This is a genomic window from Cryobacterium sp. Y11 (assembly GCF_002929535.1).
Taxonomy (GTDB): domain Bacteria; phylum Actinomycetota; class Actinomycetes; order Actinomycetales; family Microbacteriaceae; genus Cryobacterium.
The window spans coordinates 215,711-238,838 of the sequence record NZ_PJJO01000059.1 but is presented as its reverse complement, the minus strand read 5'-3'; the positions used below and the strand labels follow the sequence as shown (position 1 = coordinate 238,838).

Annotated in this window: 21 protein-coding genes and 1 pseudogene; 12 read left to right on the top strand and 10 right to left on the bottom strand. The window is 62.2% G+C overall.

Annotation, left to right across the window (positions count from 1 at the left end):
• Window positions 1-183: 183 nt before the first annotated feature.
• Entirely contained in the window at window positions 184-1,437 is a 1,254-nt protein-coding gene (locus tag CXY75_RS14585; protein ID WP_158251215.1) for an MFS transporter, read from the top strand.
• Here CXY75_RS14585 and rsgA read toward each other — a convergent pair whose 3' ends face one another.
• A complete protein-coding gene (gene rsgA, locus CXY75_RS14580; protein ID WP_104083597.1) occupies window positions 1,438-2,466 on the bottom strand; it encodes a ribosome small subunit-dependent GTPase A in 1,029 nt (342 codons plus the stop codon).
• A gap of 391 nt (window positions 2,467-2,857) precedes the next feature.
• Here rsgA and CXY75_RS14575 point away from each other — a divergent pair, with 391 nt between their 5' ends.
• The 6 genes from CXY75_RS14575 to CXY75_RS14550 all read left to right on the top strand — a co-directional run bounded on the left by CXY75_RS14575 (window position 2,858) and on the right by CXY75_RS14550 (window position 12,130).
• Window positions 2,858-3,841 carry an ABC transporter permease gene (locus CXY75_RS14575; RefSeq protein ID WP_104083527.1) on the top strand — a complete coding sequence of 328 codons (984 nt, stop codon included), beginning with the start codon at window positions 2,858-2,860 and terminating at the stop codon, window positions 3,839-3,841.
• 70 nt (window positions 3,842-3,911) lie between these two features.
• On the top strand, window positions 3,912-4,763 hold the full coding sequence (locus tag CXY75_RS14570; protein WP_104083526.1) for an ABC transporter permease: 852 nt from the start codon (window positions 3,912-3,914) through the stop codon (window positions 4,761-4,763).
• A complete protein-coding gene (locus tag CXY75_RS14565; RefSeq protein WP_104083525.1) occupies window positions 4,760-6,820 on the top strand; it encodes an ABC transporter ATP-binding protein in 2,061 nt (686 codons plus the stop codon). Before CXY75_RS14570 ends, CXY75_RS14565 begins: the two co-directional genes overlap by 4 nt.
• 97 nt (window positions 6,821-6,917) lie before the next feature.
• Window positions 6,918-8,621: an ABC transporter family substrate-binding protein gene (locus CXY75_RS14560; RefSeq protein WP_104083524.1), complete on the top strand. Its 1,704-nt coding sequence runs from the start codon at window positions 6,918-6,920 to the stop codon at window positions 8,619-8,621.
• A gap of 141 nt (window positions 8,622-8,762) precedes the next feature.
• A complete protein-coding gene (gene purL / locus CXY75_RS14555) occupies window positions 8,763-11,069 on the top strand; it encodes a phosphoribosylformylglycinamidine synthase subunit PurL (protein WP_104083523.1) in 2,307 nt (768 codons plus the stop codon).
• 224 nt (window positions 11,070-11,293) lie between these two features.
• Window positions 11,294-12,130 carry a hypothetical protein gene (locus CXY75_RS14550; RefSeq protein ID WP_146069484.1) on the top strand — a complete coding sequence of 279 codons (837 nt, stop codon included), beginning with the start codon at window positions 11,294-11,296 and terminating at the stop codon, window positions 12,128-12,130.
• An 88-nt stretch (window positions 12,131-12,218) separates the two neighbouring features.
• Here the strand turns inward: CXY75_RS14550 and CXY75_RS14545 are convergent, their stop codons facing one another.
• From CXY75_RS14545 to CXY75_RS14505, 9 genes are all read right to left on the bottom strand, one after another.
• Window positions 12,219-13,229 (bottom strand): aldo/keto reductase, encoded by a 1,011-nt coding sequence (locus CXY75_RS14545; protein ID WP_104083521.1) that lies wholly within the window; start codon window positions 13,227-13,229, stop codon window positions 12,219-12,221.
• A 95-nt stretch (window positions 13,230-13,324) separates the two neighbouring features.
• Complete coding sequence (locus tag CXY75_RS14540) at window positions 13,325-14,257, bottom strand: SDR family NAD(P)-dependent oxidoreductase (RefSeq protein ID WP_104083520.1); 933 nt, start codon at window positions 14,255-14,257, stop codon at window positions 13,325-13,327.
• Window positions 14,258-14,267: 10 nt separating this feature from the next.
• Entirely contained in the window at window positions 14,268-14,660 is a 393-nt protein-coding gene (locus CXY75_RS14535) for a chorismate mutase (protein WP_104083519.1), read from the bottom strand.
• A 28-nt stretch (window positions 14,661-14,688) separates the two neighbouring features.
• Entirely contained in the window at window positions 14,689-15,645 is a 957-nt protein-coding gene (locus tag CXY75_RS14530; protein ID WP_369826731.1) for a DMT family transporter, read from the bottom strand.
• A gap of 93 nt (window positions 15,646-15,738) precedes the next feature.
• The gene (locus CXY75_RS14525; protein ID WP_199182476.1) at window positions 15,739-16,503 is read right to left on the bottom strand and encodes a GNAT family N-acetyltransferase; all 765 of its coding nucleotides are present in this window, start codon (window positions 16,501-16,503) and stop codon (window positions 15,739-15,741) included.
• A 67-nt stretch (window positions 16,504-16,570) separates the two neighbouring features.
• A complete protein-coding gene (locus CXY75_RS14520; RefSeq protein WP_104083517.1) occupies window positions 16,571-17,857 on the bottom strand; it encodes an adenylosuccinate synthase in 1,287 nt (428 codons plus the stop codon).
• Window positions 17,858-18,343, bottom strand: a complete 486-nt coding sequence (locus CXY75_RS14515) for a DUF3151 domain-containing protein (RefSeq protein WP_104083516.1) — start codon at window positions 18,341-18,343, stop codon at window positions 17,858-17,860. It lies immediately after the preceding gene.
• A 62-nt stretch (window positions 18,344-18,405) separates the two neighbouring features.
• The gene (locus CXY75_RS14510; protein ID WP_104083515.1) at window positions 18,406-18,774 is read right to left on the bottom strand and encodes a nuclear transport factor 2 family protein; all 369 of its coding nucleotides are present in this window, start codon (window positions 18,772-18,774) and stop codon (window positions 18,406-18,408) included.
• A 42-nt stretch (window positions 18,775-18,816) separates the two neighbouring features.
• Complete coding sequence (locus CXY75_RS14505; protein WP_104083514.1) at window positions 18,817-19,443, bottom strand: TrmH family RNA methyltransferase; 627 nt, start codon at window positions 19,441-19,443, stop codon at window positions 18,817-18,819.
• A gap of 262 nt (window positions 19,444-19,705) precedes the next feature.
• On the opposite strand from CXY75_RS14505, the pseudogene CXY75_RS14500 reads away from it, so the two are divergent.
• From CXY75_RS14500 to CXY75_RS14480, 5 genes and pseudogenes are all read left to right on the top strand, one after another.
• A pseudogene (locus CXY75_RS14500) lies at window positions 19,706-20,005 on the top strand (catalase); the annotation flags it as partial.
• 8 nt (window positions 20,006-20,013) lie between these two features.
• On the top strand, window positions 20,014-20,142 hold the full coding sequence (locus CXY75_RS21090) for a hypothetical protein (RefSeq protein WP_104083513.1): 129 nt from the start codon (window positions 20,014-20,016) through the stop codon (window positions 20,140-20,142).
• A 75-nt stretch (window positions 20,143-20,217) separates the two neighbouring features.
• The gene (locus tag CXY75_RS14490; RefSeq protein ID WP_104083512.1) at window positions 20,218-21,489 is read left to right on the top strand and encodes an Nramp family divalent metal transporter; all 1,272 of its coding nucleotides are present in this window, start codon (window positions 20,218-20,220) and stop codon (window positions 21,487-21,489) included.
• 20 nt (window positions 21,490-21,509) lie between these two features.
• The gene (locus CXY75_RS14485) at window positions 21,510-22,154 is read left to right on the top strand and encodes a metal-dependent transcriptional regulator (protein ID WP_104083511.1); all 645 of its coding nucleotides are present in this window, start codon (window positions 21,510-21,512) and stop codon (window positions 22,152-22,154) included.
• An 88-nt stretch (window positions 22,155-22,242) separates the two neighbouring features.
• Window positions 22,243-23,043, top strand: a complete 801-nt coding sequence (locus tag CXY75_RS14480; RefSeq protein WP_104083510.1) for an HAD-IIA family hydrolase — start codon at window positions 22,243-22,245, stop codon at window positions 23,041-23,043.
• The last annotated feature ends 85 nt before the right edge of the window (window positions 23,044-23,128 follow it).

The following is a 23,128-nucleotide window of genomic DNA, read 5'->3' as shown; positions in this document are numbered from 1 at the left end:
GAGGGTTCCGATATCGCCCAAAGAATGCGCGAAGCTCAAGCTCTCTGTGGTCTCTCGTTCGACGGGGAGCTATAGGGCGCTACAGTGTATCCAATCATATGAACAATTACGTTCCGTATGCGCAAACAATTCAAGATCATATCGAAGTGATCACGGGGGTCAGGATTGCCGTATTCGCTGAGCGTGAGCACTTTTCATCCCTTCCGCCTCGATGGGTTTCGCAGACTCGTTTCGGCTGCTTTTGTATCGGGCTTGGGCGGGTCACTCATTCCTATTGCGTTCACGCTGGAAAGCCTCAGGATTGAGCCGTCTGGTTGGGGCCTAACGGCAGTTCTGCTTTCGTTGTGGGGAGGTCGTTTCGTAGGCATGTTAGTAGTGCAGCGATCTGCACCAGCACGTAACCCGGTTCGCATAATGATCGGCTCCGATATTGTGCGATTTTTCGCGCAGGCTGGTTTGCTTGCCTGGCTGGTATTTGGCGGGGTTGCAAGTGACGGTCCGGGGCCGGCCATCGTCGCGATGGCTGTTTCGTCGGCTGTATACGGGATCGCAACGTCCTTCTTTCAACCAGCGAGATTCACGGCGATTCCCCGCATCGTTCCTACTCAATACCACGGGCAGGCGAATGCGTGGTTGTCTATTCTGGGCGATGCTTTCGCCATTTCCGGGCCGCTAGCCGGATCAGTTGTGGTGTTACTGCTCGGATTCAATGCGGTGCTTCTTATTGATGCGGTCGGTTTTCTGATCGGGATTATATTACTTGCGGGTGTGCGCATTCCCGCATCTGTCGAAGTCAGAGCGTTATCTTCCGACGAAGAAATAGTGAAGACAGAACGGATTCGCACGAATCTTCCACGTTGGGTGAACATGGGGCTCATTACCTGGCTTTTTGTTGCGCTCACGATCGGGCTCCTGGGCACCGCGGGGCCGACCCTGGTAATTGACAGAAACTCTCCACAGACCTGGGCGGTGACTGCGGCATGCATGGCTGTGGGATCGCTACTTGGGTCGACATCGTCGCTGCTAGGTGTTCTGAAACGGGTTCCGTGGAAGTATCTGCAGCTCTTGTGCTGCGTGGGTATCGCACTGCAGTTGCTGTTTTTCCTCTTCGTCCCCATACCCGTAGCGATTTGGACTGCAGGTTTCATTGGTTCCGCGCTGACTACTCTCTCGGGAATTCGATGGGATACTTTGGGGCAATCGATCGGCAACGAGGTTCGTGTACATACTTTCGCCGCGCGTGACCAAATAGTGAACACAGTGGGCATCCCCGCCGGCATGCTAGTTTTCGGCGTCGCGAGTGCAACCGGTACGACTACAGTGGCAGTGATTACGATCGCAATCACGGTCGCCCTGATGGGTGCCTTGGTGCTCTTTTCTGGCGGGACCAGAAATAAAAATGAACCGGCGAATCTCGTAACCGAGGGCAGACGGTAATCACCGACGCTTGCGGCTCGCTTTGGTCATCTGCTTCCATCGTTGTTGTTGCTCGGCCATGGCAGCGGGATCATGTCGTCGATCTTGATGGGATAATTCACGCTGCACAGCCCGCCAACTCTCGAGCCGCCGAGCGGAGATCTCACCCGTAATAACCGCAGCAGCGATGGCGCAACCGGCATCGCCATCGTGTGCGCAGTCGCGGAACCGACACCGCTGTGAGGCTTGGGCGATCTCCGTGAACGTCTCGGCGATCCCCTCATCGGTAGCGTGCAGAGATAGAGAGCGAATGCCGGGAACATCGAGCATGACGCCTCCGTTTTGCATGGGGTACAGCCGCCTGGTCGTCGTGGTGTGACGGCCTTGGCCGTCACCTCGTACGTCCGCCGTAGCAGCATGGGTGCCCTCCATCGCATTCAGGAGAGACGTCTTTCCCGCACCTGACGCTCCCAACATGGTGGTCGTTCCGACCGAGATTCGGTCCCGGAGCGCATCCAACCCGCGCCCGTCACGGGTGCTGGTCAGGAAGGTTTCGAGGCCAACTGCAACAGGTGCGACAAACGTGAGTACTTCCTCCGGATCGTCGTGAGCGTCAGCTTTGGTCAGAACAAGCAACGGTATCGCACCAGAATCCCAGGCCATGACTTGCAGACGCTCGATTGCACGCAGGCTAGGCGAATGATCAATCGCAACCACGATCAGAACGGTGTCGACGTTTGCGGCCAGTACCTGCGTGCGGGTCCCGTCAGGGTCGGGGCGAGTGATAGCCGTACGCCGGTCACTCACAGCAACGATCTGGCCGTTCGTGACAGCCACCCAATCACCAGCAACTGGCGTAAAATTTAAACCGGTCGCAAGATGGGTATCTTCGTTCACCAACCCACCGGAAAGTGCTACCTCAGCTCGGTTGCTATGTACGATGACGACCCGAGCCAGGACTGCTCCAGGGTGACTCCCTATAAATGTGGCATCGTCGCTTGCGGTCCACCCGAGCGGTCCAAAGCAATCAACCAAGCTATCCCGTGCCATTTCGTACTCCCACCCCGTAAACGTCGAACTCCAGCGGACGACGCTATGGCTGTCGGCCACGGCCGATAAGGCTGGCATCGCATAAATTTGCGGCGCCACCGGTTAGATAGCGACTGCGTGCAAAGTGACTGAAACCGTAGCGCATCGGGGTCTACTGAGGCACCTTGCTCGCGATCGCGTTGATGACCTTCAAAAGACGCGGTGGCCGTCATCGACTAACGCCACAGACACCAGACGTGGCACACTGTAGGTACACACTGTGGTGATACAAAACTTTTACACATGTCAACACGCCGTACACAAATGGCGAGCGCATGGGTACACACCGCAAACTGACTCAACGTGGCGTCGGCGATCCTGACACGCGCTTTCACTGCAGAAAGACAAGCTCTTGATCAAGTATTTGATACGTCGCTTCGCTGGCTGGATGCTCATGATCGTGGTCGCGACGAATTTAACTTACTTTTTGGCATGGGGCTTCCTTGACCCGCGCAACAACTATGTTGGACGTCGCCCACCGCTGTCAGAGGAGCAGGTAGTCCAACTGCTCCAACCACGAAACCTCAGCGATACCGTCCCACTCCTGGAACGTTGGTGGAGCTGGTTCTCCGCCATCATCTTCGGCTGGGATTGGGGAGTCAGCCCGGTCGGCCAGTCGGTAAATGATCAAGTGGCGTATCGCATGTGGGTGAGTGCCGAGCTCGTACTTGGTGCCACGATACTCGCCACCGTCTTGGGCATTGCCCTCGGCGTGTACACCGCGTCCAGACAGTACAAGATTGCCGACCGCATCGGTCAGGCTACCTCGATCGTCACGATGAACATCAATATCGTCGTGGCGGCTCTCGGAATCGTGCTGCTGGCGATCGGCTTCAACAACATGGTCGGAACGACGGTGTTCTTCGTCACCGGCTCGTCGAGTCTGGGTGTTACGGGGTTCTTCCCCATCATCATCGATGCCCTGCAGCATCTCATTTTACCGACCATCGCACTCGTGATCATTGGTTACGCTGGCACCCATTTTCTCCAGCGTTCGCTGCTGCTCGACAACATCAATGCCGACTACGTGCGTACCGCCCGCGCCAAGGGCCTGACCAAGGCACAGGCCATTCGCAAGCACGCGCTGCGCACCTCGCTCATTCCAGTCGCAACACAGGTGGCCTTCACAATCCCCACCGTCTTTATGGGCGCAATCCTCACCGAGTCGATTTTCGGATGGAACGGTATGGGGCGCTACTTTCTTGAAACCATTGCAAAGAATGACATCCATGGAACCGTCGCGATTGCCGCGTTTGGCGCGGTTCTCACCGCGATCGGCGCGCTGCTCGCCGACATCGCCGTTGTTGTTCTCGATCCAAGAGTGCGGGTGAGCTGAGATGCCCAGAAATTCAATCCAACCGGCCGTCGGTCCAGAAACCACTGCCCTTCGGCTTCCCAGAAAACGGATGTCGAAATGGGAGCTCTACTCCAGGCGTTTTCGGCGCAATCGTCCGGCGGTCGCGGGCCTCGTGATCTTTGCCGTCCTCGTGCTGTTCGCGCTCGTTGCTCCCCTGCTTGCGCGTTACGACCACATTGAGCTCGATTTTCTCAACCTCGGTGAGCCGCCGAGCGGCGAACACTGGCTTGGCACCACGAGCGCAGGCAACGACACCTTCGCCCAGGTGGCAATCGGCCTGCAACGCTCACTCATGATCGCCGTCGCAGTCTCGGTAGGAACCACCGTAATCTCCGCAGTGGTTGGCACCGCGGCCGCATACTTCAGCGGCATGTTCGAGCGGCTCACACTGCTGCTCATTCACTTTTTGATGGTCGTGCCCACGTTCCTGCTGCTGGCGATGTTCTCCAACAGTTCTGGTGGAGACTGGCGCATTATTTCACTCATCATGATTCTCATCGGGTGGTTCTTTCCCGCTCGCGTGATCTGGACGATGGCGCTCTCACTGCGTGAACGAGAGTATGTACACGCCGCCCGCTATATGGGCGTGCCGGGTATGAAGATCGTGCTGCGCCACATGCTGCCCAACATTGGGTCGCTTCTGGTGATCAACTTCACTCTAGGTGTGGTTGCCGCAGTGATGACCGAGACCGGTCTTTCGTTCCTCGGCTTCGGTGTCAAAATCCCGGATGTCTCGCTCGGTTCACTGATTGGCTCCGGTGCAAACACCATCACCAGCGCACCGTGGTTGTTCTATTTTCCTGCCGCCGCGCTCACGCTACTCACCGTCTCGATGGCGCTGGTCGCTGACGGCCTGCGGGACGCGCTCGACCCGACTTCGGCCGCTGGAGGGCGAGCATGACCAACGCATTGCTTTCTGTTCGCGACCTCAAGGTCAGCTTCCCTTCGGAGACGGGCACCGTAGACGCCGTGCGCGGCATCTCATTCGACCTCGAGGCGGGTCGCACACTCGGCATTGTCGGCGAGTCTGGCTCGGGCAAGTCGGTCACGTCGTTGGCGATCATGGGGCTGCTAGACGAGAACGTTCGGGTCTCTGGATCAATCACCTTCGACGGCCAGGAGCTACTCGGCAAGTCTGACAAGCAGCTCTCCGCGATTCGGGGCAACGGTTTGGCGATGATCTTTCAAGACCCGCTGTCGTCGCTCACCCCGGTCTTCAGCATTGGTGACCAGCTTATTGAGGCGCTCACCGTTCATCGCAAGCTGTCGAAGCGTGCAGCGTGGGCTCGTGCCGTCGAACTGCTCGAGACCGTGGGGCTTCCCAATCCCGAAGGGCGCATGAAGTCATTCCCCCACGAGTTCTCAGGCGGGATGCGCCAGCGCGTGGTGATCGCGATCGCGATGGCCAACAAGCCGAAACTGATCATCGCCGATGAGCCGACAACCGCCCTCGATGTGACAATCCAGGCCCAGATTCTCGACCTGATCGCCAAAGCCCAGAGCGAGACCGGTGCCGCCGTCATCATGATCACTCACGACATGGGGGTCGTTGCTAAGACCGCGGACGATGTGCTGGTGATGTATGCGGGCAAGCCGGTCGAGAAGGCTCCCGTGCACGAGCTCTTCCACCGCACGCGCATGCCGTACTCCATTGGCCTCCTTGGCGCGATCCCCCGGGTCGACAAAGCGGAGAAACAACCCCTCATACCGGTCAAGGGAAACCCGCCGCTGCTGATAAATCTTCCGGATGCCTGCCCATTCGCGACGCGCTGTCCAATCGCTATCGATGCCTGCCACACGCGCGAACCCGATCTCGTGAGCGTTGACAACGATGAGGTGGGCGAACACAAAACTGCCTGCATACGTTCACACGAAATTACTGATGGTGGCCTTATCGATGGGCACCCCGTGTTTCCGGTGCCAGACATCCCCGAGCGCGCGCTAGCGGGCGTACCCCGTGAGGATCGGCCGGTGACACTCGAAGTACGTAATTTAACCAAGACCTTTCCCCTGATGAAGGGGGCGTTCCTCAAACGCAAGGTCGGGGAAGTCCATGCAATCCGCGGAATATCGTTTGACATTCGCGAGGGCGAGACGATGGCCATCGTCGGCGAATCGGGTTGCGGCAAGACCACTACGCTACTGCAAATCATGGATCTGGTCGAACAGGTCGACGGCGACATCCTCCTCGGCGGAACGAGCGTCGCCGACGTGCGTGGCGGTCACGCCGAGCGCACGCTGCGGCGTGACATCCAAATCGTGTTTCAAGACCCGATGGGCGCTCTCGACCCGCGCATGACGGTGGCCGATATCATCGCCGAGCCGTTACGTGCGATCGGGACCAAGAAAGCTGGGAGCGAAACGCGTGTCGATGAGCTGATGGACTTGGTCGGCCTCGATCCAACGCACAGCAACCGTTTTCCGTCCGCGTTCTCGGGAGGCCAACGCCAACGCATCGGTATCGCCAGAGCCTTGGCCACCAGCCCCAAGATTGTGGTGCTTGATGAACCCGTCTCGGCACTCGATGTTTCCATCCAGGCCGGCGTGATCAACCTGCTCGATGAGCTCAAGGCCAAGCTGGGCCTGTCCTATCTTTTCGTCGCGCACGACCTCTCCGTCGTTCGGCATATCGCCGATCGAGTGGCCGTCATGTATCTCGGAGCTTTCGTTGAGCATGGCAGCGTCGACGAGATATTTGAAGATCCACAGCATCCCTATACGCAGGCGTTGCTCTCTGCGATTCCCATCCCGGATCCGGACGTTGAGCGCACCCGCGAACGCATCGTGCTCAGTGGCGATCTGGCAAGCGCCACCGATCAAGTTGGTGGCTGCTCCTTCGCCAGTAGGTGCCAGCTTTTCAAGGTTTTGCCACCAGAGAAACAGGCACGTTGTCTCGGCGAAGTGCCGCCATTGACCGGGCCAGAGAACGCTCATCGCAACGCATGTCACTTCAGATAGAACGTCTGCGCGGAGTGAGCCGTGCCACCGTTCGGGTGCCAAGGTTTTTAGCCGAAATCAGTCTTCCCACGTCCAGACCTACACAGTAAGGAACGGTATGAATAAGCACAGAAAGTTACTTGGAATTGTCGCACTGGGCGGTGTTCTCACCCTCGGTATCAGCGGTTGCACCGCGGGAGGTGACACCGGCAACGAGGACGAAAGCATCATTGCGGTTTCGTCAGCTGACTATAATCCCCAACCACGCGAGAACCTGCAGCAGGGTGGCGAGGTGGTCTTCCCGATCACGGAGATCACCCCGCAGATGAACCCCCTCAACGGCGACGCGAGCGCGGACACCTCGCGCCTCGCTACGTGGTACACGCCACAGATTCTGCTCATGGAAGAGGATGGCACTCCCTACAAGAACGATGCCTACCTCGACGCCTGGGAATTCGGCACCGCGGACGGCAAGACCTTCGTCAACTTCACCATCAACGCTGACGCAGTCTGGAACGATGGCACACCCATCGACTGGACAGCGTTCGAGGCAACCTGGATCGCCAACCGTTCCTACGAAGAGGGCTACAGTCCCAATGCCACCGACGGTTACAAGGAGATCGAGTCGGTCACCAAGGGCGAAACCGATAAGCAGGCCGTCGTCACGTTCAAGGGTGAATTTGCGTGGCCCCAGATGCTCTTCACCACTGTGCTGAACCCCCATGTGAACACACCCGAAATCTTCAACGAGGGCTACATTGACGAGCCGCATGCCGAGTGGGGTGCCGGGCCGTACAAGCTCAGCAACTTCGACATCAACGGTGGAACCGTGGTGTTTGAGCCCAACGAAAATTGGTGGGGCGAGAAGCCACTGCTCGACAAGGTGACCTTTCGTCAGCTGGACCGCGCAGCAGAGATTAACGCTTTCAAAAACCGCGAGATCGACATGACGAGCACCAACACCAAGGACCGCCTCGAGCAGGTCAAGGACATGGAGGGTGTCGTAACCTACCGGGCTCAGCAGACAGCCAATACGCTTTTGCAGGTTGACGCCGACAAGCCACAGTTCCAAGACATCAATGTGCGCAAGGCATTCTTCATGGCCATTGATGTGGAGCAGCAGAAGAAGGTCGTGTGGAACGGTCTGAACTACGAAGAAGATCCCGCTGGTTCCTTCACGCTGTACACCTTCCAGCCCGACTACGTCAACGCGCTCGAAGAGGCAGGCTACAAGTTTGACCTCGAAGGCGCCAAGGTACTGCTCGACGAGGCCGGCTGGGTCGAAGGCGAGGACGGAATTCGCGAGAAGGATGGCGTCGCACTTGCGGTGACCTACCCCATCTTCAGCGACGACCCGGTGCAGGAGGCTAGCGCCAAGGCTTTGCAGCAGCAGCTGAAGGCCGCCGGTTTTGCTGTCACCATCGACACGCGTTCACCTCAGGACTTCTCCACCGATTACACCACGAAGAACTGGGACATTTTTTCGCTACGATTCAGTGCCTCTGACCCCTTCGGTGCGGCTTGGTTCTGCCAGATCTACTGCTCCGACAGTGGGCTAAACCTCTCAGGAACGGGAACTCCCGAGATCGACACGAAGATTCACGAGGAGCTCGAGACGATCTCTGACCCCGAGGCGCAGACGGTCCAGGCGATGAAGCTCGAGGCCGAGATCATGGCCGAGACCTGGGGCATCTTCCCGCTGTACAACGGACCAGAAATTTGGACCGTCAAGGACGGCCTCGCGAACCTCACGCCCGAGCCCTACGTTGGCTTGGACCTCTTCGGGGTGCAACCCGTCGAGAACATGGGTTGGGAGAAGTAGGGGCTGACCCACTAAACCCAACAGGGCGGGTCGGGTGCTTCGGCATCCGACCCGCCCTTTCGTCATGCCGATGTCGGCGTAGCGAGGCGACCGGTAGACTTGGCGGGTCAAGCATCCGCTATCTCGGGGAGAATTCCACACGTGACCGCTGTTTCCAATACTTCTTCCCGCGGCGCCGCCGACACCGTTTCCAACGCTATTGCCACGCCCGAGAAGGAGCAGCCCTACGGCGCGCTCGGGCTCAAGGCCGACGAGTACGCGAAGATTCGCGAAATTCTGGGCCGCCGCCCGACGTCAGGTGAGCTCGCCATGTACTCGGTGATGTGGAGCGAGCACTGCTCCTATAAGAGCTCGAAGATGTACCTGCGCCAGTTTGGCGACAAGGTCACCCCCGCCATGAAGAAAAACCTCATGGTCGGCATGGGCGAAAACGCCGGTGTGCTCGACGTCGGCGAGGGCTGGGCGGTCACGTTCAAGATCGAATCGCACAACCACCCCTCGTACATTGAACCGTTCCAGGGCGCCGCGACCGGCGTCGGCGGCATCGTGCGCGACATCATCTCGATGGGTGCCCGTCCGGTTGCCGTGATGGATGCCCTCCGTTTCGGCTCGATTGATGATCCCGACACCGCCCGCGTCGTGCACGGCGTCGTCAGCGGCATCAGCTTCTACGGCAACTGCCTCGGTCTGCCCAACATCGGCGGCGAAACCGTGTTCGACCGGGTCTACCAGGGCAATCCGCTCGTCAACGCGCTCTCTGTCGGCGTGCTGCGGCACGAAGACCTGCACCTGGCCAATGCCCGCGGCGTCGGCAACAAGGTGATTCTCTTTGGTGCCCGAACCGGCGGCGACGGCATTGGCGGGGCATCGATTCTTGCCTCTGACACGTTCAGCGCCGGCGGGCCGACCAAGCGCCCCGCCGTGCAGGTGGGTGACCCATTCGCCGAGAAGGTACTGATCGAGTGCTGCCTTGAATTGTTTGCGGGCAAGCTCGTTGAGGGCATTCAAGACCTCGGTGCGGCCGGAATTAGCTGCGCGACCAGCGAACTCGCCTCCAACGGCGACGGTGGCATGTTCATCGAGCTCGAGAAGGTGCTGCTGCGCGACCCCACGCTCACCGCTGAAGAGATTCTGATGAGCGAGAGCCAAGAACGTATGATGGCGATCGTCACGCCCGAGAAGCTCGAGGGTTTTCTCGCCGTCACGACGAAGTGGGATGTCGAAACCAGCGTGCTCGGCGAGGTCACCGACACCGGCCGCCTCATCATCAACTGGCACGGCGAAGAAATCGTCAACGTGCTGCCGCGCACCGTCGCCGTCGATGGTCCGGTCTACGAGCGTCCCCTCGCCTACCCGACCTGGATCGACGCCCTGCAGGCCGACACCGCCTCCGTTCTACCCCGTGCGCTTGACGGCAAGACCCTGCGCGAGCAGTTTCTCGACCTGCTGGGCTCGCCCAACCTGGCCGACCCGAGCTGGATCACCGACCAGTACGACCACTACGTTCAGGGCAACACTGCTCTGGCCTTTCCCGACGACGGCGGAATGATCCGTATCGACGAGGAGAGCGGACTCGGCTTTGCCATCGCCACCGACGCGAATGGCCGTTACTGCCAACTCGACCCGTACCGCGGCGCCCAGCTTGCCCTGGCCGAGGCGTACCGCAACGTTGCGGCGACCGGCGCCGTGCCGGCCGGCGTCAGCGACTGCCTTAACTTCGGCTCCCCCGAAAACCCCGAGGTCATGTGGCAGTTCCGTGAGGCCGTAACGGCCCTCGCCGACGGATGCCTGGAGCTGGAAATTCCCGTCACCGGCGGCAACGTCTCGTTCTACAACCAGACCGGCGATCAGCCGATTCACCCCACCCCGGTCGTGGCCGTGCTCGGCGTCATCGACGACGTCGCCCGCCGCATCCCGAGCGGCTGGCAGGACGACGGACACAACATCTACCTGCTCGGCGAGACCCGCCTCGAACTGGACGGCTCGGCCTGGGCCGGTGTCGTGCACAACCACCTCGGCGGTCGTCCGCCGATCGTGGATCTCGGTCGGGAGAAGGCCCTCGCCGGACTGCTGCATGCCGCGTCGAAGGAAGCCCTCATCGACAGCGCCCACGACTTGAGCGAGGGCGGGCTCGCCCAGGCCCTGGCCGAAGCCGTGATGCGCTTCGGTGTGGGCGCGCGGGTCTGGCTGGGTGACATTTGCGGGCGCGACGGGGTGGACGCATCCACTGCCCTATTCTCGGAGTCGGCCGGTCGCGTCATCGTGTCAGTGCCCCGCGAAGACGACGTGAAGTTCCTCGGCCTCTGCGCCGGCCGCTACGTCCCCGTGCTGCGCATCGGCGTAACCGACAACACCCTGCACGCACTCGAAGTGCAAGACGTCTTCACCGCCCCCCTCTCGGAGATGCGCACCCGTCACCAGTCCCCCCTCCCCGCAGCCTTCGCCTAACCCCCCCTTCTCGCGAGAGCGGAAAAAGTGCTGCTTCGAGACAGCTGAAGCAACGTTTTTACCGCTCTCGCAAGCGGGGTCTGCTTGTGGCGACAGCCAATCCTGTGGATAAGTCACGTTCGACCCGGGTACGGGGCATGCTCTGAAGTATGAAGCGTGCCAGTCAACTCCCGCCGGAACTGCAGCACAGAGGGTTCAGCACCCGCGAGGGTCTCAATTTCGGGTTGAGTCCCACACGCATGCGCGGCGCTGACCTGGCGCATCCGTTTCCCAGCATGCGCGTGCCGCGCGACGCCGACGACGGTGTTCAGTCGCGCATTGAAACGTACAGCCAGCGGATGCTCCCCACTCACTACTTCAGCCACGTGACTGCGGCCATCATCCACGGTCTGCCTCTGCCCTGGGCCCTGCAACATGCGGTGGTACTGCACATCGGCACAGACAACCCGGCAGCCCGCCCCAACGTTCGTGGGGTGATCGGTCACCACTTGGAGCCCGGCAGTCTCGCCGTGGTAAAAATTGGTAGCCTGCGGGCGACCAGCGCGGTTGACACATGGTGCCAGCTCTCCAGCGTGCTCGGGCTCGACGACCTGATCCGGATCGGCGACGCACTCGTGCGCCGTCAACATCCGTTCGCCGAGATGCGCGACCTGCTGACGGCCGTTCGTCGCTATTCGGGACACCGGGGCGTAAAACTCCTGCGCGAGGCGCTGATTTGGATTCGACCGGGCGTCGACTCACCACGCGAGACCGACCTGCGACTGCTCATCGTGCGCGCGGGCCTGCCTGAGCCCGAGGTGAACGCCATAATTCTGAGCCGCGCCGGGGTGAAACTCGCCACCGGCGACCTGGTCTTTCGCCGGTACCGTGTTTTGCTCGAGTACGACGGCGGGCAGCACCGCACCGACGAGAACCAGTACCACTGGGACGTTGACCGCCTCGACGCGCTCATGGAGGACACGTGGCGGGTGATCCGCATCAACAAATCCCACCTCCGCAATCCACCCGAGGTGATCCGCAGAGTAACAGTGGCGCTCATTGCCGGCGGTTGGCGACCATGAGTCGTGAGCCGAGAGCGGGAAATATGCTGCTTCACGCACGCTGAAGCAGCATATTTCCCGCTCTCGCGGGACGGACGGGTAGCGGGGGCTATTCGCGGCCGGCGGAGACCCACTGGGGGTTGAACGAACGGTGGCCGACGACGCGGTCGGCTAGCGCGTCCAAGCGCTCGATGTGTGTAGCGTCGAGACGGATGCTCGCGGCCGCCAGGTTCTCGTCCACTCGCTCGATGAAGCGGGAGCCGGGAATGGGCGACACCGCGACACCGAGGGTTCGACCCTTGGCATAAAGCCAAGCAAGCGCAACCTGCGCCGGCGAAACAGCGCCCTCACGGGCCACCGCACGCACCTCGGTGAGCAACGGCTGATTGGCGGCGAGGGCATCCGGGGTGAACCGGGGAAACTTGTGACGCCCGTCTGCGTCAGTGAGCGCGCTGCGGTCGAAGAGCCCAGTGAGCCACTGGCGCCCCAGAGGCGAATATGGGACGAACCCAATGCCCAGCTCGATCGCGGTCGGAATGACATGCAACTCGACATCCCGACTGATGATGCTCCACTCGGACTGCACGGCGGCGATCGGGTGAATGGCGGCAGCGCGCCGCAACTCGTCGCCGGTCGGTTCGGAGAGGCCGATGTGACGAATCTTGCCCGCCTGAACCAACTCGGCGAGCGCCCCGACGGTTTCTTCGATCGGCACCTCGGGGTCGACCCGGTGCTGGTAGTAGAGATCGAGGTGGTCGGTGCCGAGGCGCGCGAGACTCAGGTCGATCTGCTCGAACACGTAGGCACGGTCACCACGGATGCCGCGTGCACCGATGCCGCCGCCCGAAAGGATGCCGAACTTGCTCGCCAACTGCACCTCATCACGCCGGGTCGCGATCAGCCTGGCGATGGTCCGCTCGCTCAACCCGTTGCCGTAGACATTGGCCGTGTCGATGAAAGTGAGGCCCGAGTCAACGGCATGCGTCAGCGTGCGCAGGGCATCGTCGGGGTCGATCGGACCGTAGACCGGCGTGAGCGACATGCCTCCATAGCCCTGCGGGCTGACCGTGAGGCCGTCCCCTAATGTAACTGCGGTCAGGGTAGCGGAAGTTGTAGTCATCTGGTCAGACTACCTGCGGCGCGCGCCGTCTCGTGAGAGCGGGAAATATGCTGCTTCGCGCACGCTGAAGCAGCATATTTCCCGCTCTCGCGGACTTATAGGAAGGGTTCTTTTATTAGGGTTTCGGCGCGCTCCCAGAGGCGGGCGGCCACGGCTCTGTCACGGGAGGTGCGGGTGGCGGGCTGACGCACCGGCGCACCGCGGGTGAGTAAGCGCGGGCCGAAGTAGTCGCCGCCGTGGGCATCTGGGTCGATCGCGGCGCGCACGGTTGACCAGGCGCCCCGCTGCTTGCTCTGCGCCCCGACGAGTAGCTGGGCACCATCTATCACGCGCTTGCCCCGTGACACCTCATTGACCGAACGGATGGTCGGGGTCAGCCCCGAGATGGAATATCCCGGATGCGCGACCAGCGACGCGACCGTGCCAGCACCGTTCGCTCGTAGCCGCCGGTCGAGCTCGAACCCGAACACCTGCATGGCAATCTTGGACTGCGCGTAGGCCTTCCACCCGTTATAGGTCGTGGCCAGCTGCAGATCGTCGAGGGACGAGTCCATCAGCCGCGAAATCAACGAGCCGAGCGATACGACGCGGCTGCCGGGCGTGCGGCGCAGGGCCATCAGGGTGCCAGCGGTGAGCGCGAAGTGCCCGAGAAAGTTTGTGGCGAAGACGAGCTCGTTGCCGTCGAGGCTCACCTGCCGGTCGGTTGGCGGGTGCACAATTCCGGCGTTCAGAATCAGACCGTCGAGGCGGGGCAGAGCGCGCAGACTCTCACTGACGGTGCGCACCGACTGAAGATCGGCGACATCGAGCTGCAACACCGAAACGGATGCCCCCGGCACGCGGGCGCGGATGGCCGCCACCGCTGCATCCGCTTTCACAAGATTGCGGCACGCCAGAATGACGTGTGCGCCAGCACCGGCCAGCTGCTCGCTGGTGAAGTAGCCGAGCCCGGCGTTGGCGCCGGTAACGACGAAGGTCTTGCCACTCTGGTCTGGTAAAGAACGAGGGTTCCAGGTTGTCGACGTCACGGAACGCAGATTATGAGGCGGCGATCGGTGGGTGCGGAATCGGGTGTGCCCCGGGCGCCGCCCCGGCAACCCGCCCGGCCGTCACAGCCTCGCCGCCGGCAATCTTCACGTGGTGGTGGATCACCTCGGCGATGATGAAATTCAAGAATTTCTCGGCAAAGGCCGGGTCGAGGTGCGCCTCTTCGGCGAGTCCGCGGAGGCGATCAATCTGCAGGAGTTCGCGGGCCGGGTCGGCGGCCGGCAGCCCGTGCGTGGCTTTGAGGCGCCCGACCTGCTGGGTGAATTTGAACCGCTCGGCCAGCAAATGAATGAGCGCGGCGTCAATATTGTCGATGCTCTCGCGAATGCTGTGCAGCTGATCAATCGCCTCAGCGTCGGCGGGTAATTCCTCGTATGCGGCCATGCTTTCACGATAATGCATGCCGCACGTGTCACACGGATGCCGCCGCCCGCCCCCGGGCCCCCACCGGCCGCAGACGCAACCGTTTCTGCGTGAGAAGAATGCCAACGAGCACCAACAGCGCGCCGCTCGGTTCGTGCCAGGAGAACGTTTCGGAGAGCACAAGCACCCCCAGCATCACGCCGACCACTGGCGTCACGTAGGTCACCGTGGACGCGTTGGTCGGGCCCCAGGCACGCAACACGTTGATGTTCCAGATGTAGGCAATGCCGGTTCCGAGCGCGCCCAAAGCCAGCAGGCAGAGCACGATCGGCACGGTCAGCGCCACCGGACTCCAGGCCAGCACTGGCGTGAGCAGCAGCATGAGGAACCCGGCGATGCCAATATTGAGAAAAGCAAAGGTTGACCCGGCAATCGGCCGTCCACTCAAAAAACGACGGGTATAGCCAAAGGTGAATCCGTAGCAGACGGCCGCGCCGAGGCAGGCAAGCTGGCCCCACAGGTCGCCGGTCAGCGAGGAATACTGCCACGGTCCGATGATCACGACCACGCCGATGATGCCGAGCACGACGCCGGCCACCTGGGCGCGCACGAGTTTCTCTACCCGAAAGGCCAACGTCGCCATGAGCGCCGTCATGATCGGCGTGACCGCGTTGTAGATGCTCGCCAGGCTTGACGACACGTACTGTTCGGCCCAGGCGAAAAGCAGGTGGGGAATGACGCATCCGCTGATCGCAATCACGAGAAAGTGCAGCCAGACCAGGGGTTGGCGCGGCAACACCGGCCCATTGTTAATGCGCGGCTGATTCACCAGCACGATCAGCCCGAGCGTGAGCCCGCCGAGTACGAGGCGGGACCAGGCGACCTGCCCGAAGCTGACCCCGTCGAGTGCGATCTTCATAAACAGAAAACTTGAGCCCCAGATCAGTCCCATTCCCAGAAATTGCAGGGTGATAAGAGTTTTGCTGGCGGCGGCGGTAGTAGGCACGATTCGAGCCTATAGCGGGCTCCGGCGAGCGTGGGCCCTACCAAGCTCAACGTCTGAACTGCACCGAAGAATGGTAGCGGATGCCACGGCGCCCTATTGCGACGTGTCGGCCTCGGCGCTCTGCTCTGCGTCGGACGCGGGCGTCGAACCCGTCGCCCCCGCGGAGCTGGCGGGCGCACTCCCGGCGGCCGGGTGGAACCCACCCTGAGGCGCGCCGCCGCTGATGGTGCTGCCGGGCCCGGCACTGCGCAGGCTCCGATAGGTCACGAAGCGGCCCGCACACGCATCGAGGCGGGCCTCGAGCCCGGCACGAACGGCCGGCCATTCATCGGCCAGGATCGAGTAGACGGCGGTGTTCCGCCAGGTGCCGTCGGCGCGGGGGCGATCGCGACGCAGGATGCCCTCGAAGGTGGCGCTGATGCCGAGGAGGGCGGCGCGGGAACGCTCGTTGATGGCATCCGTTTGAATTTTGACCCGGCCGAAGCCGTTGGAGAAGGCATTGCTGAGCACGAGCAGTTTGGTTTCGGCATTGACGGCGGTTCCCCAGACGCGTGGGTCGTAGGCAGTCCAGCCGAGGTGGATTGACTCGGCGACGACGTCGATGTCACCGAGGGTCGTGGTGCCAACGACGTCACCGTCGTGCGGGCCGCCGAGCAGGCGTACCAGGTACGGCAGGCTCTCCCACTGAAAATAATCATTGGCCCATTTGATGAACCCGTCGACATCGCGCGCCAACGCCGCCGGACCGCCGCCGTAACCGGTCGCGAATACCTCGGGGTGGGCGATGGCACGGTACAGGTCAGGCAGCGCGGCACTGCCGAGCGGTTGCAGCTGCACAAAACGACCGGTCAGGGTCATTGAATGGGGTCTCACGGCGGTCACCCGCCCAGTGTGGCAGGTCGGCCACAAAACGGATAGGCGGGTTCTAGTCGATCAGGTCGTGACGAACGACGATGGCTTCACGGTCGGGGCCGACGCCGATCGCCGAAATGCGCGATCCGCTCATACCCTCGAGCGCGAGCACATAGTTCTGCGCGGCCTGCGGCAGCTCGTCGAAGGTGCGCACCCCGGTGATGTCCTCTGTCCAGCCGGGAAAGTTTTCGTAGATCGGAACAGCGTGGTGAAAGTCGCTCTGCGAGACCGGAACCTCGTCGACACGCACGCCGTCGACCGAGTAGGCCACGCAGACCGGAATCTCGGCCAGGCCGGTGAGAACGTCGAGCTTGGTCAGAACGAAGTCGGTGACACCGTTGATGCGCGAGGTGTACCGGGCGATCGGGGCATCGTACCAGCCACAGCGACGCGGGCGGCCGGTGGTGGTGCCGAACTCGAAGCCCTGGGCACGCAGGTACTCGCCGGATTCGTCGAACAGCTCGGTCGGGAACGGTCCGCTGCCAACCCGCGTCGTGTAGGCCTTGACCACGGCGATGACCCGGTCGATGCGGTTGGGGGCGATGCCGGAACCGGTTACCGCGCCGCCCGAGGTGGCGTTCGAAGACGTGACGAAGGGGTAGGTGCCGTGGTCGACGTCGAGCATGGTGGCCTGGCCACCCTCGAACAGAACGGTCTTGCCGGCTGTCAGCGCCTGGTGCAGCAACAGCGCGGTGTCGGTGACCATGGGGCGCAGGCGTTCGGCATAGCCGAGCAGCTCGGTGACGATCTCTTCGACCTCAATGGCGCGACGGTTGTAGACCTTGACCAGCATGTGGTTCTTCTGGTCGAGGGCGCCCTCAACCTTTTGGCGCAGGATGTTCTCATCGAACAGATCTTGCACGCGAATGCCGACCCGGTTGATCTTGTCGGCGTAGGCCGGGCCGATGCCACGGCCGGTGGTGCCGATCTGGCGCTTGCCGAGAAAACGCTCGGTGACCTTGTCGAGGGTGCGGTGATATGCGGTAATCACGTGCGCGTTCAGGCTGACCTTGAGCCGGGAGACGTCAACACCGCGCTCGGACAGCGCGTCGAGCTCTTCAAAGAGCACTTCGACGTCGACGACAACGCCGTTGGCGATGACCGGGGTAACGCCGGGGCTCAGGATGCCGGAGGGCAGCAGGTGCAGCGCGTACTTTTCATCGCCGACAACCACGGTGTGTCCGGCATTGTTGCCGCCGTTGAATTTGACGACATAGTCGACCCGGCTGCCGAGCAGGTCGGTGGCCTTGCCCTTGCCCTCGTCGCCCCACTGGGCTCCGATGAGTACGATCGCGGGCATTTAGTCTTCTCCTCGAATTACAAAGGCTTCGGTGGGCGGCGCCGGGTCGAATCCCGGGCTGCCAGTGTGCAGGACGGCGATGATCGAGATTGCGCTCGCATCGGCATCCGTGAGAAAAGCCGTCAGGCGCACGACCTCGTCGGTCTCGCCGATTTCTTCGGCACCGCGGCGCAGCGCGAACAGGGCGCGCAAAACTCCGCGATTTGGTTCGTGGCGCCACGGAATGGGGCCGTGGCCGCGCCAGCCGGCCTCGCGCAGGGCGTCCAGTCCTCGGTGATAGCCAACCCGGGCGTAGGCGTACGACTCAAGCATGCGGCCGTCTGAGTGGGTGGCATCAGCCAGTTCGGCCCAGGCCAACGGCGAGGTCGGGTGCGCCTGCGCGACGGCGGCGATCTCGCTCCTCGCGGTTCGACGAAGGGCTTCGAGCACCTCCGGTTCCGCGGGAAGAAGGGTCTCGGACTCTGAAATCAAATTGTCGCCGGTCACACTGAATCCTACCAAGACCGCAGGGCCCGCATCCCGGCGACGGACCCTGACGTTCTAAACCGCTACGCGGGGCTTTGCTGCCGTGCCGCAACCCGCCAGCCGCCGTTGACGAACAGATACGTCGTGGACATGTTCAGCTCGGCCACGACCTCGCCGCGCCGGGCGATGGCCTTGTAGACAACGACGCCGGCGTGCTCGCCGAGGCGGATGATGGCGGGCTCGTGAATTCCGTAGCTCTCCCACGGAGCCGCCTGGTCAAAGTAGGCGGTGACCTGGTCGCGAGTGATCACGCCGCCCGGCACGATCATCAACGCGTCGTCGGTCATTTCGCGCTGGTAGTACGCGCCGCCCTGTCCGTCCAAAATGGCCTCCCATCCGGCGTTTTCTTCGTGGAGGAGTCGGGCCGGAAGATCGTCAGTGATCGCAGTCATACCGGTACGCTAGCGCCAAACCATCACCGAGTGCAGAAAAGTTCAGAACCGGTGCTGAACCACCCACGCGTGCATGGTGACGGCCGCAGCCGCCGAGGCGTTGATCGACCGGGTCGACCCGAACTGACTGATTTCGACAATGGAATCGGCGGCGGCGATGGCCTCCTCCGACAGGCCGGGGCCTTCCTGACCGAACAGCAAAACGCACCGCTCGGGAAAGCTGAAGGTTTCGATAATGACACTGCCCGGCACGTTGTCGATGGCGATAATCGGCAGCGACTCGGCCTCGCACCACTCGACGAAGGCGGCGACATCCGGGTGGTGCAGCACGTGCTGGTAGCGGTCGGTGACCATGGCGCCGCGCTTATTCCAGCGGCGGCGGCCAATAATGTGCACGGTGTCGGCGCCGAACGCATTAGCGCTGCGCACGATCGAGCCGATGTTCATGTCGTGCTGCCAGTTCTCAATAGCTACGTGAAACGGATGCCGGTGCTCGTCCAGATCGGCCACGATCGCGGCCATGTTCCAATAGCGGTAGCGGTCGATCACATTGCGGGTGTCGCCGTTCTCGAGCAATTCGGCGTCGTAGCGGCCTTCGCTCGGCCACTCCCCCGCCCATGGGCCGACCCCGTAGGTTGAGCGCTCGGGGGTGGGGTTCTCGGGCGTCATCGCAATTGCTGGCCGGTCTGCTACTGGTTCATTCACTGCTTAACCGTATCCCCTGGGCCGACGCGCGGATCGTGGCTGCGCATCGGCTCGGGGGCTGCACGGCCTCGGGCCGCTCCTGGCGACCCGAGACTTCGAAAATATCCGAGGCCAAAAACTTGCGATGTTTTCAAAGTGCCCTTGACGCCGCCCCCGCGGGGAGTCGGATTGAGCTACTGGTTGAGGGACACCATGCACTCTGGATCACCACCTTGGCCGGAAGCACACTGACCTTCTGATCAGGTTTTCCACCTGAGCCGGGGAACGGGGAAGCCCCGATACCTGGCGTAATCCGGGTGGTTTTGCCATCAAGCTCTACACGGAGCAGGGCAACGACGACATGGTCGGCAACAACACCCCGGTCTTCTTCATGCGGGATCCGCTGAAGTTCATGGACTTCATCCGGTCGCAAAAGCGTCGCGCCGATACCAATCTTCGTGACCATGACATGCAGTGGGATTATTGGACACTCTCCCCCGAGTCGGCGCATCAGGTGACGTGGCTGATGGGTGACCGCGGGATCCCGCGCGCCAGGTGAGCAACAGTGCCGGGCATCTTCTCAAGGACGTCAGCGCGTCAGTACTTCTGCGTGCATGCGCTTATTGGCGCAACGTCGACAACGATCTGGGCGACCGGGTTGAGAGCGGTGTGCGTGCGGGATAACCCGAATGAACATTGGCTGGATGAGTTTTCCGTTTCAGGCTTTCGAATTGTCTAAACTGTCGTTATGGTTTCGGCATGACTAAAACGGATGCTCCCGCTAATGATCGCGTGCTCGCCCAGGCTCCCACCACGGTCGCCTCCACCCGATTGCTCTGGTTGCTCGGTCCCGCCCTGGTTGCCGGGGTCGCCTACCTCGACCCCGGCAATGTCGCGAGCAATATGACCGCGGGCGCCCGCTACGGCTATCTGCTGGTCTGGGTGGTTGTCGCCGGTAACGTCATGGCCTGGCTCATTCAATATCTCTCGGCCAAGCTCGGCATCGTGACAGGGGCGAGCTTGCCCGAGATTCTCGGGGTACGTATGAAACGGCCCACCGCTCGTCGGCTGTACTGGATCCAGGCCGAGCTGGTCGCCATGGCCACCGACCTGGCCGAGATCATTGGCGGGGCCGTCGCCCTGAACCTCTTGTTCAACCTTCCACTCATCTGGGGCGGGCTGATCACCGGCACCATCTCGATGATCGTGCTGATGGTTCACTCCCGGCGCGGTCCGCGCATTTTCGAGCGCGTCATCATTTCGCTCATGATCATCATTGTCGTCGGCTTCACGGCGGGGGTGTTCGCCTCGCCGCCCGACGGCGGCGGCGTGCTCTCCGGCATGGTGCCCCGGTTCGAGGGCTCCAACTCGGTACTCCTCGCCGCCTCGATTCTCGGCGCCACGATCATGCCACACGCCATTTACGCGCACTCGTCTCTCACCCGGGACCGGTTTCCGGAATGGCAGGGCGTGGTCGCGACCCGGCGCCTCCTCTGGGCCACGAAGTGGGATGTCACAATTGCCATGGCGATCGCGGGTACGGTGAACCTGGCGATTTTGCTGCTCGCGGCATCCGCTTTGCAGGGCGTGGACGGAACCGACACGCTCGAGGGGGCCTACGCGGCGTTGAAGGACACGCTCGGGCCGATCGTCGCGACGCTGTTCGCCGTCGGCCTGCTCGCGTCGGGGCTCGCCTCAACCTCGGTCGGCGCCTATGCCGGGGCCGAGATCATGCACGGCCTGCTGCACGTGCGCATTCCGCTGCTGCTGCGAAGACTGGTCACGCTGATTCCGGCGCTGCTCATTCTGGGTGTCGGATTCGACCCAACCCAGGCGCTCGTGCTCAGCCAGGTGGTGTTGTCGTTTGGCATTCCATTCGCGCTGATTCCGCTGGTCTGGCTTACCGCGCAGCGCGGGCTGCTCGGTACGTTCACCAACCGCTGGTTCACGACGGCCGCCGGAGTTGTCTGCGCCCTGGCCCTGGTTGCGCTCAATGTTGTGCTGCTCGTGCTCGTTTTCACCGGAGCCTGAGCGGTTACCCTTAAAGCGATATGACCTATACGACTGGCGCAGGCGAGGATTACCTCAAGACCATCTACGCGCACACCGAATGGCAGACCGACCTGATCACGCCGTCGGCACTCGCCCTGCGGCTGGGGGTGGCGCCGTCTTCCGTGACTGAAATGGTGAAGAAGCTCGCCGCGAGCGGGCTCATCACCCACGTTCCCTATGGTCCGCTCGCGCTGACGGATGCCGGCCGGCTGCGCGCGACCGCCGTCGTGCGCCGGCATCGCCTGATCGAATCCTGGCTGGTGGGCGAGATGGGCTACGACTGGGATCAGGTGCACGATGAGGCCGAGATTCTCGAACACTCCATTTCTGATCGTCTGCTCGAGGCGATCAACGCCCGGCTCGGGTTTCCAACGCACGATCCACACGGCGATCCCATTCCGGCCGCGGACGGCTCCGTCGTGCGAGAGCCGTCGGTGCTGCTGGCGGAGGCTGCGGTCGGGCATGCGGGAATCGTGCTGCGCATCAGCGACCGCGACCCGCTCGTGCTCCGCGAGCTCGCAGCTGATCTGATCGGTCCCGGCACCGAGTTCACCCTCACGGCGCCGCTGACCATCCGGCTCGCGGATGGCCAGAGCCGGCTGGTCACGCCCGCGGCTGCCGCGTCGATCTGGGTCACGGCCTGATCTGTGGGCCGGCGGCATCCGCTTAATTAGACGAACCGCGGGGAAAGGTTGCGCAGCTAGGCTGGGAGTCAACGAGAGGGAGCGCCCGATGGCACGACGCGACGAAATCGAATGCTGGCTCACCGACATGGACGGTGTGCTCGTGCACGAGAATGAGGCCCTTCCGGGAGCCTGCGAACTACTGCAGCAGTGGACGGACTCGGGCACGCCGTTTCTGGTGCTCACCAATAACTCCATTTTCACACCGCGCGATCTGAGTGCCCGACTGCGCGCCAGCGGGCTCAATGTGCCCGAGGACCGCATCTGGACCTCCGCTCTGGCTACGGCAGACTTTCTCAAGTCGCAGATGCCTGGCGGCACGGCATTCGTGATCGGCGAGGCCGGAATCACGACCGCGCTGCACGAGGCCGGCTTCATTATGACCGAAACGGCTCCCGACTATGTCGTAGTTGGTGAGACGCGCAACTATTCGTTCGAGGCGATCACCAAGGCGATTCGTCTGATTCTGGGTGGGGCGCGGTTCATCGCGACCAATCCGGATGCGACCGGGCCGAGCAAGGACGGCCCGATGCCGGCGACCGGGGCGATTGCGGCGCTCATCACCAAGGCCACCGGCATGGAACCCTATGTCGTCGGCAAACCCAACCCGATGATGTTTCGCTCGGCGATGAACAAAATCGGCGCGCACTCCGAGAACACCGGCATGATCGGCGACCGCATGGACACCGACATCGTCGCCGGCATCGAGGCTGGACTGCACACGATTCTCGTGATGACCGGTATCAGCAATGAGGCCGAGATCAATCGGTACCCGTTTAGGCCCGACGAGGTCGTGGCTGGCGTGCACGAGTTGCTGGTGACCGAGCTAATCGAAAGCGACGCGATCTAGCGACCGCTCTGTTCCATTAGTTGGCCGCGCGCACTGCCGATCACGCCGCACGCAGCTCCTCGAGTGCCACCGCGCGCGGCCGAAA

Bases quoted from the DNA above. Each gene is read 5' to 3' on its own strand.
- rsgA (WP_104083597.1), bottom strand. From the start codon at position 2,466: ATGGCACGGGATAGCTTGGTTGATTGCTTTGGACCGCTCGGGTGGACC.
- CXY75_RS14570 (WP_104083526.1), top strand. From the start codon at position 3,912: ATGTCGAAATGGGAGCTCTACTCCAGGCGTTTTCGGCGCAATCGTCCG.
- CXY75_RS14565 (WP_104083525.1), top strand. From the start codon at position 4,760: ATGACCAACGCATTGCTTTCTGTTCGCGACCTCAAGGTCAGCTTCCCT.
- CXY75_RS14560 (WP_104083524.1), top strand. From the start codon at position 6,918: ATGAATAAGCACAGAAAGTTACTTGGAATTGTCGCACTGGGCGGTGTT.
- CXY75_RS14545 (WP_104083521.1), bottom strand. From the start codon at position 13,229: ATGACTACAACTTCCGCTACCCTGACCGCAGTTACATTAGGGGACGGC.
- CXY75_RS14535 (WP_104083519.1), bottom strand. From the start codon at position 14,660: ATGGCCGCATACGAGGAATTACCCGCCGACGCTGAGGCGATTGATCAG.
- CXY75_RS14525 (WP_199182476.1), bottom strand. From the start codon at position 16,503: ATGACCCTGACCGGTCGTTTTGTGCAGCTGCAACCGCTCGGCAGTGCC.
- CXY75_RS14520 (WP_104083517.1), bottom strand. From the start codon at position 17,857: ATGCCCGCGATCGTACTCATCGGAGCCCAGTGGGGCGACGAGGGCAAG.
- CXY75_RS14510 (WP_104083515.1), bottom strand. From the start codon at position 18,774: ATGACTGCGATCACTGACGATCTTCCGGCCCGACTCCTCCACGAAGAA.
- CXY75_RS14505 (WP_104083514.1), bottom strand. From the start codon at position 19,443: ATGACGCCCGAGAACCCCACCCCCGAGCGCTCAACCTACGGGGTCGGC.
- CXY75_RS14490 (WP_104083512.1), top strand. From the start codon at position 20,218: ATGACTAAAACGGATGCTCCCGCTAATGATCGCGTGCTCGCCCAGGCT.
- CXY75_RS14485 (WP_104083511.1), top strand. From the start codon at position 21,510: ATGACCTATACGACTGGCGCAGGCGAGGATTACCTCAAGACCATCTAC.
- CXY75_RS14480 (WP_104083510.1), top strand. From the start codon at position 22,243: ATGGCACGACGCGACGAAATCGAATGCTGGCTCACCGACATGGACGGT.